The organism is Hydrogenophaga sp. 2FB, from assembly GCF_005503365.1.
GTDB lineage: Bacteria > Pseudomonadota > Gammaproteobacteria > Burkholderiales > Burkholderiaceae_C > Hydrogenophaga.
The window spans coordinates 14,480-28,911 of the sequence record NZ_SCML01000049.1; the positions used below are offsets into that span (position 1 = coordinate 14,480).

Genomic DNA, 14,432 nt, shown 5'->3' on the forward strand with positions numbered 1-14,432 from the left:
GGTGTCTTTCTTCAGAGCTTGACCATCACATTGCGCAGCTCGGTGTAGAACTCGAGCGAGTGCACGCCACCTTCGCGGCCGATGCCCGAGGCCTTGCTGCCGCCGAACGCGGTGCGCAGGTCGCGCAGGAACCAGCTGTTGATCCAGCACAGGCCGACGTCCACTTCGCGGCCCATGCGGTGCGCGGTGCTCAGGTCCTGCGTCCACACCGTGGTGGCCAGGCCGTAGTCGGTGTCGTTGGCCAGGGCGATCGCTTCGTCGACGGTGTCGAAGGGCGCGATGTGGCAGCAAGGGCCGAAGATTTCCTCGCGCACCACGCTCGCGGTTTCGGGCAGACCGGTCCAGATCGTGGGCTGCACCCAGTTCCCTTCCGCCAGCGCGCCCGGCATGCGCGGCACGCCACCGCCGGTGACGATGGTCGCGCCTTCGGCCTTCGCACGTGCGTAGTAGCCCAGCACCTTCTGCTGGTGCTCGCGCGAGATCAGCGGCCCCAGGCCCACGCCGGGCTCTTCCGACGGCCCGATCTTCAGCGCCTCGGCCTTGGCCTTGAGCGCCTGCACGAACTTGTCGAAGATGGGCCGCTGCACGTACACACGTTCGGTGCCGAGGCAGACCTGGCCGCAGTTTTCGAACGCGCTGCGCGTGATGCCGGCCACGGCCTTGTCGAAATCCGCATCGGCGAACACGATGCCGGCGTTCTTGCCGCCGAGCTCGAAGCTCACCGGGCGCACGCCCTTGGCGGCGGCGGCCATGATGGCTTCGCCGGTGCGCGTCTCGCCGGTGAAGGTGATCGCGTCCACATCCGGATGTTGCGTGAGGAAAGCGCCGGCCGAGTCCGGCCCGAAGCCGTGCACCACGTTGTAGACGCCATCGGGAATGCCGACGGCCTTCATCACCTCGCCGAGCAGCGTGGCGGTAGCGGGGGTTTCTTCCGAGGGCTTCACGATCACGGTGTTGCCGCAGGCCAGGGCCGGGCCGACCTTCCAGGTCATGAGCAGCAGCGGCAGGTTCCACGGGCACACCACGCCGACCACGCCCACCGGCGAGCGCACGGCGTAGCTCAGGGCCGTGCCGCCGTCGGGCGTGCTCATCTCGAAGCTCTCGGTCGGCACATTCTTGATGACGTCGGCGAACACCTTGAAGTTGGCCGCGCCGCGCGGGATGTCGATGTGCGAGGCGAGCGAATGCGGCTTGCCGGTGTCGGCCATCTCGGCGGCGAGGAAGTCGTCGAAGCGGCGGTTGATTTCGTCGGCCACGGCGTACAACAGCTCGACGCGTTTGTTCACGCCCATGCGACCCCATTCGCCCTTGAGCGCGGCGCGCGCGGCCCGCACCGCCGCGTCGACCTCGGCCTTGCCGGCTTCGTGCACCAGGCCGATGACGCGGTTGTCGACCGGCGCGCGGTCCTCGAAGGTCTTGCCGGTGGCGACGAATTCGCCGCCGATGAAGTTGAGGAACTGTTTCATGGTCATCGTCTCGTCAGGAGTTGCTTGCATCGGCTTCGGCGAAGAAGTCGAGCAGCAAGCGGTTGAAGCGCGCGGCGTGTTCGATCTGGGTCCAGTGGCCGCAGTGGCCGAACACGTGCAGCTGGCTGTTGGGAATCCATTGCGCCAGGGTCAGCGAGTTGGCCAGCGGGATCACGCGGTCTTCTCGTCCGTGCAACACCAGCGTCTCGTGGGGCAGCGCGCGGATGTCGGCCGGGGCGCTGCACATCGCATTCACCCAGCGCTGGCGCGGCGCGGGGAACATCGCCGCGAAGGATTCGTGAAAACCGGGGCGGATGCTGGCCTCGTAGCGCAGCTGCGCGAGTTCGTCGGTGGCGAGCTTCGGGTCGTGCGCGAACACGTCGAGCAAGGAGCGCATCGTCTTGAGCGAGGGCTCGTAGCCCCACACCGCGTCGAGCCCGGGCGTGATGTCGAACGGCACGCCGACCGAACCCATCAGCACCAGCCGGCGCACGCGCTGCGGGTGGCGGATGGCCAGCGCCAACGCGAGCGCGCCGCCGAAGGAGTTGCCCACCAGGTCGGCGCGTTCGATCTCCAGCGCGTCGAGCACACCGACCGCCTGCGCGACCCAGTGGTCCATCGTGTACGCCTGGCCTTCGGGCCGATCACTGAAACCGAAGCCGACCATGTCGGGCGCGATCACGCGGCACCGCTGGGCCAGCACGGGAATGCTCAGGCGCCAGTTGGCCCAGGCGGACACACCGGGGCCCGAGCCGTGGATCATCAGCACCGGTGAACCGGTGCCCACGTCGTGCAGGTTGGTGCGGATGCCGGCCGCGGTCACGGACCGGCCGATTTCGGGGTTCGTCATGGTCTCTTTTCTCTGCGGGTCTTCACGTTCAAGCGGTGTGCAGGCCCAGCGCCACCAGGCCGGCGTGGGCGATCTCTTCGTCCTGCTGCTCGCTGCCACCGGACACACCGATGGCGCCGATGCAGCGGCCGTCTTCGACGATGGGCAGGCCGCCACCAAAGGCCACAAAGCGCGGGCGTTGCACCAGGCCGTCGCGCACGGCGGCCGAGTGCGACTGCAGCACCTCGGTCCAGCGCGCGGTCGGCAAGCCAAAGCTCACGGCTGTGTAGGCCTTGTCGATCGCGATGTCGATGGAATGCAGCGGCGCACCCGGCATGCGCAGGAAGCCCGCGAGCACACCGCCGGCATCGACCAGCGCGACGTTGACGCGCGCGCCCATCGCCTGCGCGGCCTGCACCGCCGCCGCGACCGCCGTTTGCGCGGCGGGCCAGTCGATCACCGGGGTGTTCACCGAGTGCGTCATCTCAGGCTCCTCGCGCGATCAGGTGTAGACCTCGGTGAACGAAGGCACCAGATCACCCGTGTGGAAAAAGATGCCACTGCCCAGGCGGTCTTCGCTCCAAGTGGTGACGGGCCGATCCCGCTGCGCGAGGTAACCCAGGCCCGCGAAGGTCTCGTTGCGGTTGCCGCTCGGGTCGAAGAAGTAGATCGTCTCGCCGCGCGTGATGCCGTGGCGCGTGGGCGCGACGTCGATGCGGGTCTTGGTCTTGGCCATCACGTCCGCCGCCTTCAACACGTCGTGCCACGAGTCGAGGAAGTAGGCGATGTGGTGCAGGCCGCTGGTGGGCGCGCCGACGAAGGCGATGTCGTGCGGCGTGGTGGTGCAGGCCATCCAAGTGGCGGCCTGGATGCTGCCGTCCGGACCAACCACCACCTGCTCGGTGAGGAAGAAGTCCAGCGCTTCGGCCATGAAGCGCGTGTTGTCGGCCACGGTGTTCACACCTTCGGGCGGGTTCATCTCGCACATCAGCAGGATGTGGTCCATCCAGTGCGCCCCCGCGCCCTTGAGACCGTCGGGCCAGGGGTCGGGGCTTTGCGTGCCCACGTCCGTGCCGAGGTATTCCTTCATCGCGTACAGCCGCATCTCGTGCCCGCTGGGCAGGTTGAACTGCAGCATGCGGCCGGTGGCGGGCAACGAGCCTTCGGGCAGCAGCGTGGTCTTCACGCCCCAGGCTTCGATCTTGTCTTTCAACGCATCGAGGTCCGCGTCCTTCTCGACCTTGTAGGCCATGTGGTTCATGCCGGCGCGGTCCGACGGTGTGAGGATCAGCGAGTACTTGTCCCACTCGTCCCAGCACTTCAGGTACACGTTGCCGGCCTTGTCGACCATGGTTGTCTTGAGGCCGAGCACGTTCTCGTAGTGCTTGACCGCCGCATCGATGTCCATCACCCGCAGGTTGACATGTCCAATTCGCATCACACCCATCATTCGTCTCCTGGTTGGTTACTGCTGGTTTGGCGCGGCGGGCGTGGGGCCCGCCGCTCTGGAAAAAGGTCTCTGCAATTTGCCGGCGACTTCGAGCGTCACGGCGCAGGTGGGCGCGACGCGGCAGGCCAGCGTGAGGCCGGCGTGTTCTTCGTCTTCGCTCACATGCGCGCGGCTCACCGGGCCGAGTTCGGTCACGTGTCCTTGAACGATGCGCACCTTGCACACACCGCAGCCACCGTTCACACAGCCCACCGGGATGCCGCGGCGGCCCAGGCGCAACATGCCGCGCAGCAGGCTCTCGTCGGTGGCGCAGGCGTAGGTCTCGCCGGTCTGTGCGACGCAGACGTTGACCTTGGGGCGGGTGTCGAAGAGCATGGCGTGTCGTGCTCAGAGGCGGTGGAACAGCGGGCTGCGCGCGTTCTGCGCATCGGCCGCGGAGAGGAACTTCTCAGTGAAGATGTCGCGCTCGAACAGGCGGCCCTGCATCAGCGTGGCGATGCAGGCCTCCACCATCGGCGGCGGTCCGCACAGGTAGGCCTGGTGACCCGCGAAGCTGCCGCCGAAGTGCGCCTTCGCGGCGTCGTGCACGAAGCCGCGCGCGCCGTCCCAATCCGAGCCTTCGGGCTCGCCCGAGAGCGCCGGCACGTAGCTGAAGTTCGGGTACAGCTCGGCCAGCGCGCGGAACTCGGCGTCGTAGTACAGCTCGTCGCGCGTGCGCTGGCCGTAGACCAGCGTGATCGGCAGCGTGCAACCGCCCTCGAGCAGGTCGAGGATCATCGAACGCGGGCTGGAGAGCCCCGAGCCGCCAGCCATGAAGACCTTGGGGCGTTGCGCCGAGCTGCGCACGAAGAAACGGCCATAGGGGCCGGCCAGGCGCAGGCGGTCGCCTTCCTTCAACTGCTGATGCAGGTAGCCGGTGCCTTTGCCGCCGGCGACGATGCGCACGTTCAGTTCGATCTCGTTGGCGCCGTTCACCGCAACCGGCGAATTGGCGATGGAGAAGGCCCGGCTTTCACCGAGCCCCGGGATTTCCAGCTGCACGTATTGGCCGGCCTGGAATTCGATCGGCTTGTCGATCGCGATGTGCAGCGCCCGGATGGTCGGCGTGAGCTGCACGATGCGGCGCACGGTGCCAGCGAAGTCGCGCACGGGGATCACGCGCGCATCGGGCTCGTCGTCGATGTCGGCCTCGATGGTCGTGTCGCATTGCAACGTGGCACAGCAGGCCAGCGTCTTTCCCTCGTCGCGCTCGACTTCCATCAAGGCAAACGGGTTGGCATGGCCATGGTCCACCTCGCCGTCGCACACCTGCACCTTGCACGTGCCGCACAGGCCGTGGCCGCAGGCGTGCGGAATGTAGATACCCTGGCGCAGCGCGGCGTCGAGCAGGCTCTGGCCTTCTTCCACTTCGATGGTGGTGCCCAGCGGTTCGATGGTGAGTTGGTAGCCCATGGCAATGCCCCTCGGGTGTTCAGCTGAACGAGCCCTGGATGCCGGTCAGCCCCGGCGTGCGGAAACGGATGGCGTCCTTGTGCGTGAGGCCGTTGTCGGCCAGCGACTTCGCGGGATCGGGCGTCCACGGCTGGCCGGACTTGAGCCACTGCACCGCGTTCCAGTCGATGCGCTCGAAGTCCGGGTGCTCGCCGTACACGCCGGGCAGCACGGCGGTGGCCAGCGCGCCAAACGGCATGTCGGGCGGCAGCGGCAGGCACACCGGCGCGCAGACCATCAGGTGGTCTTCCCAGCCGATGTAGAGCAGCGGCGCGGGAAAGTTCTCGCGCACGTCGCGCGCGGGGAAGTCGTAGGGTGCTAGGGCAACGACGCTCATGCTGACTCTCCTTGGGGCGCATCGCCACGCCAGGCGGCGAAGTTCTTCTGGTCTTGCGAACCTTCGAAGTCGAAGTTGTCCGCGCCGATGTCGAGCTGGTAGTGCTGGAGCACCGCGAGCAGCGGGTCGAAGCCTTCCACCGTCGGGTCGGTGCCGGGGTCGAAACAGTTGCCCTGGTAGATCTGGTGCACCGGCAGCCAGCTCTGCACGTACTTCTCGGGCTCGTGGTCGAAGATCTCCTTGCAGTGGTCGCTGCAGAAGTGGTGCTTGTTGCCGCGCCAGTCGCTCTCGCGGTAGCAGATCTTGCTGGCGTCGCCGGGCTCGGTGAAGAGCATCGGGATCTGGCAGGTGTTGCACAGCATGGGCAGCGTCTTGTTGTAGAAGCGCTTGCCGGCCTGCTGTTGCTCGCGGTAGTGCTCCAGGCGCGGGCGGTAGAGCTGGTTGAAGGTGGTCGGGTACTTCTCGGCCAGCCAGTCCATTTCCTCGTCGGTCGGCACCCAGGTGTGGAAGGCCGCGGCGGCGCTGTAGTTGTAGAAGGTGTTCCAGGCCTGGTGGCTGATGTGGTCCTTGCCTTCGCAGGCGTCCTTCCAGCCCTTGGGTTCGCGGATGCCGTAGCGCGCGAGGTCCTTGAACAGCGCGCCGCCGTTCTGCTCGGCGTACATCTCCCAGGCTTCCTTCCAGCTCATCACGCGCTTGGGCAGCATGTAGTCCTGCATCATGGCCACGAGCGTGAGCAGGCGGTAGCCGCGCCAGAACCACTTGTCGATCCACTGCTGCACGATGGGCACGTTGGCCGGGTCCTGCTCGAGCAGGAACTTGATGCACTCGATGCCCAGCGTCATGTGGCGGCTCTCGTCGCTCTGCGCGCTGAAGCCGAAGGTGACGGTGGACATGTCGCCGTTGTGCGCCGCGCCGCTCATGAAGGGCACGAACAGCAGGTTGGTCAGCACGTATTCGAACGAGAAACTGACCGCCACCAGGAACTCGAACGGCCCACCGGTGATGGCGTCTTCGAAGAAGGACTTGGGCACCGAGAGGTACCACACGCGGTCGAACCAGTGGTGCGCGTGGTGCATGCCGTTGAAGTACTTGTTGTAGTGCGAGATCGCGTGGGTCTCGGTCTGGTAGTGGCGCAGTTCGTCGATGCTCTGCATCTGCGCCGCCACGCGCGCACCTTCACCGGTGAACTGCCGGCCCACGTGCGCAAAGCCGCGGTGCGCGTAGTACTCCAGCGGCGTCACGCCCTGGATGAAGAGCTTGAGCGCGTTGATGTAGCGCGCGTCGCTCACGCCGAGCTGGCCGTTGTTCTGCGCGAAGGCCTCGATCACGGCGTAGAGCTTTTTCTCTTTCTCGCCCTGGTACTTCCAGTAGGCGTCCATGGTCAGGCGAAACGGGTCCTGCCACTGGTCCCAGTCGTGGATCTTGATGCCCTCGTACTTGTCGTACGGAAACACCTTGTCCATCGGCTGGTAGCTGGTTTCCCAGCCCAGGCCGCGGGTCATGGCGGCGTAGCGTTCTTTCAGGCCGAGCTTTTTCTTGGTGACGCGGGTGTCCATGCGGGTCTCCTGTGTGTGTGTGTGTGTCAGTGTTTCCAGCTCAAGGTGAGCTGGTCGTCGTCTTCGTCGATGTGACCCGAGAGCGTCACGAGGTTCACGTGCAGTTGCTGCAGGTCGTAGGGGCGGCCGGTCTGCTCTTCGATCGTGGCGCGGCGGATCTGCAGGCGGTTGGGCGCGTCGATCTTCACCAGGCCGGGCGAGTGCACGACCACGGCGGCGGGGTTGTCGGCGACGATGGCGTCGACCAGCGGGCGCGACTCCTCGTTGTGCTGGAAGGCGATGAACACGTTGGACATGGTTTTTCCTTGGGGGTCGTGAAAGATCAACCGCGCACGCCGGCCTTGCGGCAGCGCTCGGCCAGCAAGGCGCTCGCGTCTTCGAGCGCGGCGCCACCGGCTTCGCCGAGCGCCAGGCGCGCCACCGGCGCGAGCGCTTCGAGCGCGCGCTCGGTCCAGGTCTGCACCCAGGCGGTGATGAGCGTGCGGTTCGCGTCGGACTCGGCGGCCGCGGTCTTGACCACCGCATCGACCCAGCGCGCGCTCTCGTCGTGCCACTCGGGCATGAAGGCGGTCAGCATGGCCACCGCCGTGCCGCCTTGCAGCGCGATGTGGTCGTCGACGAAGCTGCCGTAGATCAAGGGGTACAGCAGGCCGTCGAGCACCAGGTTCTGGGCCACGAACAATTCGAAGGGGTCCTGCACGACCAGCGTGTCCTCGACCAGGCGGCGCAGCACCTGCCAGTGCGGGTCGTTCAGCCACGCGTCCTTGCCGTCGTCGAGCACCGAGGGGTCGTCCAGCGCGAGGCCCAGGCGCGTGAGGTACTGCGCGATGCCCAGGTTGTCCATGGCGTGGAACATGGCCGGCGCGGTGAACGCGTTGCCATAGCCGTAGGCGCAGATCGACGCGTTGTTCATGTTCGCGCCCCAGGCCACGTGGCGCAGTGGCATGAGCACGTGCAGCGACTTGCGGCGCTGGGCTTCTTGGATCTTGTCGACCATGCCGCGCGATTCGACGAATTGGAAGTTGGCTTCCATCGCGTCCTGCTGGCGCGCGCGCGCCATCGCCCAACTGGCGTAGTAGAACTGGCGCGGGTCCTTGAGCGCATACCAGTCGGCCAGCACCACCTGGCTGCGCGAGGCGTCGAAGATCTCGTGCGCCGGGTCCCAGGTCGGGCGGTAGTGGAAGTTGGCCATCGGCTGCGCGCCGTAGGTGGCTTCCTGGTAGCGCGAGGCGGTCTTGTCGTTGCCGATGACCTTCGCCACGTGCGAGTAGGTGTTGCGCAGCGTCTTGATCTCGCGCGCCTGCAGGTCGATGTTCATGGGGCTTGTCTCCTGGGGGTGTGTCGTGCGGGGGATGTATGTCTCAGGCGTCGAGCCGCTGCACCCGGTTGGCGGCGCAGAACGCGTCGAAGGCCGGGGCGGGCAGCAGAAGCTCGCAGGCCAGCTCGGGCCAGCCAATGGCGAACTCGAACGCGACCAGACCGTCGGCGCGCTGCTCCAGCACGCGCACAAAGCGCTGCGTGGTGTCGACGGCGGGCAGTGGGCTGGCGGTGGGGCAGTGGAGCGTTTGCATGCCGGACCCCATCGCAGAGTGCGTGCCAAGTCGGCACAAATCTCGATAAACCTAGGGTATTCACCGAGGTTTTGGCCGGTATCGGCCTGGTTCAGCGGCCCGAAACCCACCATGTCCGACCGCTCGACTCGGCCTTTGTGCACCGCAGTATGTGCTTTTCATCACCTCTAGCGGCGCCGAATTGATCATTTGATGAACTGCGCTTGTTCGTCGCCACCGCGCGCCGGCTCGACAGGATTTGGCAACTTATCGATAATCTGTCCATGACCGGTCCACTGCCCCCACCGCTGCCACCCGACGCCGATCTGCGCCGCATGGTGCATTTCTCGGCCGGCGATGGCCGCATCTGGCTCGCCGGCCAGCGCATGCTGCTGGTGCACACGGCGGCGCTCGGCGCCTTGCGCCGCGAGTTCATGGGCACGATCGGGCGCGAGCACACGCGCCGCATGCTGATGCGCGCGGGTTATGCGTCGGGCGAGCGCGACGCGGCCCTGGCGCGCCAGGTGCGCGGCGACGCGTCGGTGCTCGACATGTTCGCGGTCGGCCCGCAACTGCACATGCTGGAAGGCGCGGTGCAGGTCACGCCCGAGCTGTGCGAGATCGATGTGGCGGCCGGCCGCTTCCATGGCGTGTTCCGCTGGGACCATTCCTGGGAGGTCGAGACCCACGTGCGCGACTTCGGCCCGCAGGAGGAGCCGGTGTGCTGGATGTTGCTGGGTTATGCCTCGGGCTACACCAGCGCCTTCATGGGTCGGCCCACGCTGTTCAAGGAAGTGGCTTGCGCGGCTTGCGGCCATCCCTCGTGCCGCATCGAGGGCCGGGTGCTGGCCGACTGGCCCGACGCCGAGGCGATGGCCGCGGACTACGCCGCCGACTCGATGATCGTGCGCCTGGAAGACCTGCAGGCGCAGGTCGACACGCTGCGCTCCACCTTGCAGCCGGCCGACGAACTGGGCGAGCTGATCGGCCGCTCCAAAGCGTTCGACGCCGCCGCCCGCCTGCTGCGCAAGGCCGCGGCGACGCAAGTGACGGTGCTGTTGACCGGCGAGACCGGCGTGGGCAAGGAGCGTTTCGCACGCGCCCTGCACGCGATGAGCCCGCGCGCGGGCAAGCCCTTCATCGCGGTGAACTGCGCTGCGCTGCCCGCCGAGCTGATCGAGAGCGAGCTGTTCGGCGCGGAGAAAGGCGCTTTCACCGGCGCGGGCGCGGCGCGGCCCGGGCGCTTCGAGCGCGCCGATGGCGGCACCCTGATGCTCGACGAGCTGGGCGAGTTGCCGCTGCCCGCGCAGGCCAAGCTGTTGCGGGTGTTGCAGCAAGGCGAGATCGAACGCCTGGGCGGCACGCAGACGCGCAAGGTCGACGTGCGCGTGGTCGCGGCGACCAACGTCGACCTGCAGGCGGCGGTGGCCAGCGGGCGCTTCCGCAGCGACCTGATGTACCGCCTCAACGTGTACCCGATCCGCATCCCGCCGCTGCGCGAACGGGTGGACGACATCGAGCCGCTGGCCGCGCACCTGCTCAACCGTTTCGGCGCGCTGCACGGCAAGACGGTGCCCGGCTTCACCGACCGCGCGCTGGACGCGATGCGCGGCTACCCCTGGCCGGGCAACGTGCGCGAGCTGGAGAACCTGATCGAACGGGGCGTGATCCTGGCCAGCCCCGGCGAGCCGGTCGACGTGCACGAGCTCTTTCCCACACTGCCGGAGCACGCGCCGGTCACCGTCAACGCCGCCGGTGAACTCGAGCGCAGCGCACCGAGCAGCGGCCCGGCCCTGTACGACGATCTGCTGGCGCGCGGCCTGAGCCTGGACGCGCTGGAGGATGCGCTGATCCAGGAAGCGGTGCACCGCGCGGGTGGCAACCTCGCCGCCGCGGCGCGCGCGCTCGGCCTCACCCGCCCGCAACTGAGCTACCGGCTGCAGCGCGTGCACGACCGCGCGAAGGAATAGCGCGATGGTCAAACGCGTGTTTCTCTCCCTGGTGGGCGATGCCGATGGCGACAACGGCCACGACGCTGCATCGCGCACCCTGATCGAACGCAGCTATACGCAGTTGCGCGACGACATCGTCGAAGGTCGCCTGGCGCCCGGCGAGAAGCTGCGCGTGGAGCATCTCCGGGCGCGCTACCAGGTGGGGGCCGGCACGCTGCGGGAGGCCATCACGCGCCTGGTGAGCGACGCGCTGGTGGTGGCCGAGGGCCAGCGCGGGTTTCGCGTCGCGCCCATGGCGCTGGCCGACCTGGAAGACCTGACGCAACTGCGGCTGCACATCGAGATCGAAGCGCTGCGGCAATCGATCCGGCACGGGGACGCGCCATGGCGTGCGCAACTGCAGCAGGCGTACGACGAGCTCTCGGCGTTCGAGCAGCCGATCCAGCCGCAGCGGCGCCCGCACTGGGAGCAGTGCAACGTGCGCTTTCACGAAGCGCTCATCGCGGCGTGCGCTTCACCCTGGACGATGAAGGTGCTGCGCCTGCTGAGCCGCCACAGCGAGCGCTACCGCCGCTACGCGATCGACCTGCCCGACAGCCACCGCGACGTGCACGCGGAGCATCGGCAGATCTTCGAGGCGGCCATGGCCGGGCAGGAGGCGCGTGCGGCCTTGGCGCTGGAGGCGCACATCCGCGCGACGCCCGATCTGCTGGCGCAGGCCGAGGCGCACGGAGCGGGCGGCTTTTAGGGACGCTCGCTGCGGGCGCAAAGGGCTTCGCCCCGCTCAGTCCGAATGGTCAGTGCCGGCCTGCGGCGTAGCGTTGCGCGCATTGCCAGCCGATGGCCGCCAGCGGTGCGGCCTTGGCGCCCGTCTCCACCGCATCGGCCGCCGCCGCCGTGCCATTGGCCGCGCGCTGTGCGATCCCATGAAGGATCGCGGCCATGCGAAAGAGGTTGTAGGCCAGGTAGAAGTCCCAGTGTTCGTCGATGCCTTGCACACCCCGTGCTTGTGCATAGGCGCGCAGGTAATCCGCCTCGCTCGGAATGCCCAGGGCCGCGAGGTCCAGCCCGCCGATGCCACGCCACAGCGCGGCCGGGATGTGCCAGCTCATGCAGTGGTAGGCGAAGTCGGCCAGCGGATGGCCCAGGGTGGAGAGCTCCCAGTCCAGCACGCCGATCACGCGCGGCTCCACCGGATGGAAGATGAGGTTGTCCAGCCGGTAGTCGCCGTGCACCAGGGTCGTTTCGTCGCCGGCCGGAATGTGTTCGGGCAGCCAGTCCATCAGGCGCTGCATGTCGCCGCTGACCGGCAGGGTCGACGCCTTGCACTGCTGCGACCAGCGGCCGATCTGGCGCTGGAAGTAGTTGCCCGATTTGCCATAACTTTCCAGCCCCACCGCCGCGACGTCCACGCCGTGCAGGGCCGCGATGATGCGGTTCATCTCGCGGTAGATCGCGCCACGTTCGTCGGTGGTCATGCCGGGCAGCGACTGGTCCATCAGGACCCGGCCCGCCAGAAATTCCATGACGTAGAACGGCGTGCCCAGCACCGCCGCGTCGTCGCAGTAGGCGAGCATGCGCGGCACGGGCACATCGGTCGAATGCAGTGCCTGCATCACGCGGTACTCGCGGTCGATCGCGTGCGCGCCCGGCAACAGCGTGCCGGCGGGCTTCTTGCGCAGCACATAGGCGCGGTCGCGGGTCTCCAGGCGGAAGGTCGGGTTGGACTGCCCGCCCGAGATCGTGTGCACCGCGAGGCCGTCGGTGGCCAGGCCTTGTTGCGCCAGGTAGGCCCGCAGCGCGGCGGTGTCGAGGGTCTGCGTCACAGCGAGCTCGCCAGGTGCGCACCGTCGACGGCGAGCAGGCTGCCCGACATCGCGGCGCCGGCGTCGCTCGCGAGCAGCAGCAAGGGGCCGTCGAGATCGGTCGGTTCGCCGAAGCGGCGGCTGGGAATGCGGGACTTGACCTTGTCACCCTGCTCGCTGAGCAGGAAGTCGCGGTTGAGGTCGGTCACCACATAGCCCGGCATCAGGGCGTTGACGCGGATCCCGTGGCGCGCCAGTTCCAGCGCCAGCGCCTTGGTGAGTTGCAGCACGCCCGCCTTGGAGATCGCGTACGGCGCCACGCCGCCGGCCACGCGCTCGCCGAGGATGGAGGCGACGTTGACGATGCTGCCGCCCTTGCCCGCGGCCAGCATGCGGCGGCCCGCTTCGGTGGCCACGAGCCAGACGCCGCGCAGGTTGGTGTCGAGCACCTGGTCGTAGTCGTCCGGGGTTTGCTGCAAGACGGGTTTGGTGACCGTGACCCCGGCGTTGTTGACCACCACGTCCGGCGCGCCCCAGTCGGCGAGCGCGTCGAAACAACGGCCGACGCTCTGCGGATCGGTCACGTCCAGCGCCACGGCGCGCGCCTCGCCACCGGCCTGGCGCAACTGCGCCACGAGCGCTTCGAGCTTGTCCGTGCGGCGCGCGGCCACGGACACGCGCGCGCCCGCTCCCACGAGCAGCTGCGCGAAATGCGCGCCCAGGCCGCTGGACGCGCCGGTGACCAGCACATGTTTGCCGTCGAGGCGAAACCGATCCAGCGCGCTCATGCTGCGCTCCCGGCTTGTCCCACGGTGTGCACCATCTTGCGCGCCATGCTCCAGCGGTGCACTTCGTTCGGGCCGTCGTAGATGCGGAAGGCGCGCATGTCGGTGAAGATGCGCATGACTTCCTTCTCCGCGGTCATGCCCTGCCCGCCGAGGATCTGCACGCTGCGATCCACCACACGCCATTCGGCTTCCGAGCACACGACCTTGGCGCGGCTCGATTCGAAGTTGCACTTGTGGCCCTGGTCCATCATCCACGCGGTGTGCCAGATGTGCAGGCGCGCGGTCTGCAGGTCCATGTCGTTGTCGGCCAGCATGAAGCCCACGCCTTCGTGCTCGGCCAGGGTCTTGCCGAACGCGCGGCGTGTGCTGGCATGCGCCAGGGCCACGTCGTGCGCGCGGCGCGCCTGGCCCAGCCAGCGCATGCAGTGCGTGAGGCGCGCGGGCGCCAGGCGCACCTGGGCGTAGCGAAAGCCCTTGCCCGCCTCGCCCAGCACGTCGGTGGCGGGCACGCGCAGGTTGGTGAAGCGCAGCACGCCATGGCCGCCGGTGAAGCAGCGGTCCATCGCGTCCATGCTGCGCTCCAGCGTGATGCCTTCGCGGTCCATGTCGCTCAGGAACATGGTGGCCGAGCCGTCTTCCATGCGCGCCATGATGATCACGTAGCTCGCGCCCTCGGCACCGGTGATGAGCCACTTCAATCCGTTGATGACGTAGTGATCGCCATCGCGCACCGCCAGCGTCTGCAGCATGCTCGGGTCGGCGCCCGCGCCCGGGTCGGGCTCGGTCATGGCGAAGCACGAGCGCGTGTGGCCCTGCACCTGCGGGCGCAGCCAGCGCTCTTTCTGCTCGGCGCTGGCGACTTCCTCCATCAGGTGGATATTGCCTTCATCGGGCGCGTGGATGTTCATGGCGGTCGGGCCGAGCCACGAATAACCGGCCTCCTCGAACACCACCGCCTTGGCAATGTGCGACAGCGCCAGGCCACCCAGTTCCACCGAGGCATGCGGCGTCAGCAGGCCGTGCGCGCGGGCCCGTGCGACCAGTTCGTTGCGCAGCGCTTCCGAGGGGCCGTGCGAACTCTGGCGCTCGTCGTTTTCCAGCGGGATCACCTGCTCGGCGATGAAGCGGCGGGTGCGCTCCTGCAGCGCCAGCAGCTCGGGGGAAAGGTCAAAGTTCATGCGGGAACCTCCTGCGGTGGGGAATGGACG

At 67.9% G+C, this 14,432-nt stretch carries 16 protein-coding genes; 2 read left to right on the forward strand and 14 right to left on the reverse strand.

Annotated features, from left to right (window positions below; genetic code table 11):
- Nucleotides 1-11: 11 nt before the first annotated feature.
- Genes FFS09_RS23290 through FFS09_RS23340 form a run of 11 tightly spaced genes read right to left on the reverse strand, consistent with a single transcriptional unit; the run spans nucleotide 12 to nucleotide 8,700 of the window.
- Nucleotides 12-1,466 (reverse strand): 2-hydroxymuconic semialdehyde dehydrogenase, encoded by a 1,455-nt coding sequence (locus FFS09_RS23290; RefSeq protein WP_137921325.1) that lies wholly within the window; start codon nucleotides 1,464-1,466, stop codon nucleotides 12-14.
- A gap of 13 nt (nucleotides 1,467-1,479) precedes the next feature.
- Nucleotides 1,480-2,316, reverse strand: coding sequence for an alpha/beta fold hydrolase (locus FFS09_RS23295; protein ID WP_137921326.1), 837 nt, complete (start codon nucleotides 2,314-2,316; stop codon nucleotides 1,480-1,482).
- A 28-nt stretch (nucleotides 2,317-2,344) separates the two neighbouring features.
- Nucleotides 2,345-2,779, reverse strand: coding sequence for a GlcG/HbpS family heme-binding protein (locus FFS09_RS23300; protein ID WP_137921327.1), 435 nt, complete (start codon nucleotides 2,777-2,779; stop codon nucleotides 2,345-2,347).
- An 18-nt stretch (nucleotides 2,780-2,797) separates the two neighbouring features.
- Nucleotides 2,798-3,742 carry a catechol 2,3-dioxygenase gene (locus FFS09_RS23305; RefSeq protein ID WP_137921328.1) on the reverse strand — a complete coding sequence of 315 codons (945 nt, stop codon included), beginning with the start codon at nucleotides 3,740-3,742 and terminating at the stop codon, nucleotides 2,798-2,800.
- An 18-nt stretch (nucleotides 3,743-3,760) separates the two neighbouring features.
- Complete coding sequence (locus FFS09_RS23310; RefSeq protein ID WP_137921329.1) at nucleotides 3,761-4,120, reverse strand: 2Fe-2S iron-sulfur cluster-binding protein; 360 nt, start codon at nucleotides 4,118-4,120, stop codon at nucleotides 3,761-3,763.
- A 12-nt stretch (nucleotides 4,121-4,132) separates the two neighbouring features.
- A complete protein-coding gene (locus FFS09_RS23315; RefSeq protein ID WP_137921330.1) occupies nucleotides 4,133-5,197 on the reverse strand; it encodes an NADH:ubiquinone reductase (Na(+)-transporting) subunit F in 1,065 nt (354 codons plus the stop codon).
- A 19-nt stretch (nucleotides 5,198-5,216) separates the two neighbouring features.
- On the reverse strand, nucleotides 5,217-5,573 hold the full coding sequence (locus tag FFS09_RS23320) for a phenol hydroxylase subunit P4 (protein WP_137921331.1): 357 nt from the start codon (nucleotides 5,571-5,573) through the stop codon (nucleotides 5,217-5,219).
- Entirely contained in the window at nucleotides 5,570-7,129 is a 1,560-nt protein-coding gene (locus FFS09_RS23325) for an aromatic/alkene/methane monooxygenase hydroxylase/oxygenase subunit alpha (protein ID WP_137921332.1), read from the reverse strand. The genes FFS09_RS23320 and FFS09_RS23325 overlap by 4 nt, the downstream gene beginning before the upstream one ends.
- A gap of 26 nt (nucleotides 7,130-7,155) precedes the next feature.
- The gene (locus FFS09_RS23330; protein ID WP_137921333.1) at nucleotides 7,156-7,425 is read right to left on the reverse strand and encodes an MmoB/DmpM family protein; all 270 of its coding nucleotides are present in this window, start codon (nucleotides 7,423-7,425) and stop codon (nucleotides 7,156-7,158) included.
- A 26-nt stretch (nucleotides 7,426-7,451) separates the two neighbouring features.
- On the reverse strand, nucleotides 7,452-8,447 hold the full coding sequence (locus FFS09_RS23335; RefSeq protein WP_137921334.1) for an aromatic/alkene monooxygenase hydroxylase subunit beta: 996 nt from the start codon (nucleotides 8,445-8,447) through the stop codon (nucleotides 7,452-7,454).
- 43 nt (nucleotides 8,448-8,490) lie between these two features.
- Complete coding sequence (locus FFS09_RS23340) at nucleotides 8,491-8,700, reverse strand: phenol hydroxylase subunit (RefSeq protein ID WP_137921335.1); 210 nt, start codon at nucleotides 8,698-8,700, stop codon at nucleotides 8,491-8,493.
- Nucleotides 8,701-8,963: 263 nt separating this feature from the next.
- Here FFS09_RS23340 and FFS09_RS23345 point away from each other — a divergent pair, with 263 nt between their 5' ends.
- Both FFS09_RS23345 and FFS09_RS23350 read left to right on the forward strand, forming a co-directional pair.
- Nucleotides 8,964-10,649: a sigma-54-dependent Fis family transcriptional regulator gene (locus FFS09_RS23345; RefSeq protein ID WP_137921336.1), complete on the forward strand. Its 1,686-nt coding sequence runs from the start codon at nucleotides 8,964-8,966 to the stop codon at nucleotides 10,647-10,649.
- A gap of 4 nt (nucleotides 10,650-10,653) precedes the next feature.
- Nucleotides 10,654-11,379, forward strand: a complete 726-nt coding sequence (locus FFS09_RS23350) for a GntR family transcriptional regulator (RefSeq protein WP_137921337.1) — start codon at nucleotides 10,654-10,656, stop codon at nucleotides 11,377-11,379.
- A 49-nt stretch (nucleotides 11,380-11,428) separates the two neighbouring features.
- Here the strand turns inward: FFS09_RS23350 and FFS09_RS23355 are convergent, their stop codons facing one another.
- The 3 genes from FFS09_RS23355 to FFS09_RS23365 are packed head-to-tail and all read right to left on the reverse strand — an operon-like array spanning nucleotide 11,429 to nucleotide 14,402.
- On the reverse strand, nucleotides 11,429-12,457 hold the full coding sequence (locus FFS09_RS23355; protein WP_137921338.1) for a phosphotransferase family protein: 1,029 nt from the start codon (nucleotides 12,455-12,457) through the stop codon (nucleotides 11,429-11,431).
- Complete coding sequence (locus tag FFS09_RS23360) at nucleotides 12,454-13,224, reverse strand: SDR family NAD(P)-dependent oxidoreductase (RefSeq protein ID WP_137921339.1); 771 nt, start codon at nucleotides 13,222-13,224, stop codon at nucleotides 12,454-12,456. The genes FFS09_RS23355 and FFS09_RS23360 overlap by 4 nt, the downstream gene beginning before the upstream one ends.
- On the reverse strand, nucleotides 13,221-14,402 hold the full coding sequence (locus tag FFS09_RS23365) for an acyl-CoA dehydrogenase family protein (protein WP_137921340.1): 1,182 nt from the start codon (nucleotides 14,400-14,402) through the stop codon (nucleotides 13,221-13,223). The genes FFS09_RS23360 and FFS09_RS23365 overlap by 4 nt, the downstream gene beginning before the upstream one ends.
- Between the last annotated feature and the right edge of the window lie 30 nt (nucleotides 14,403-14,432).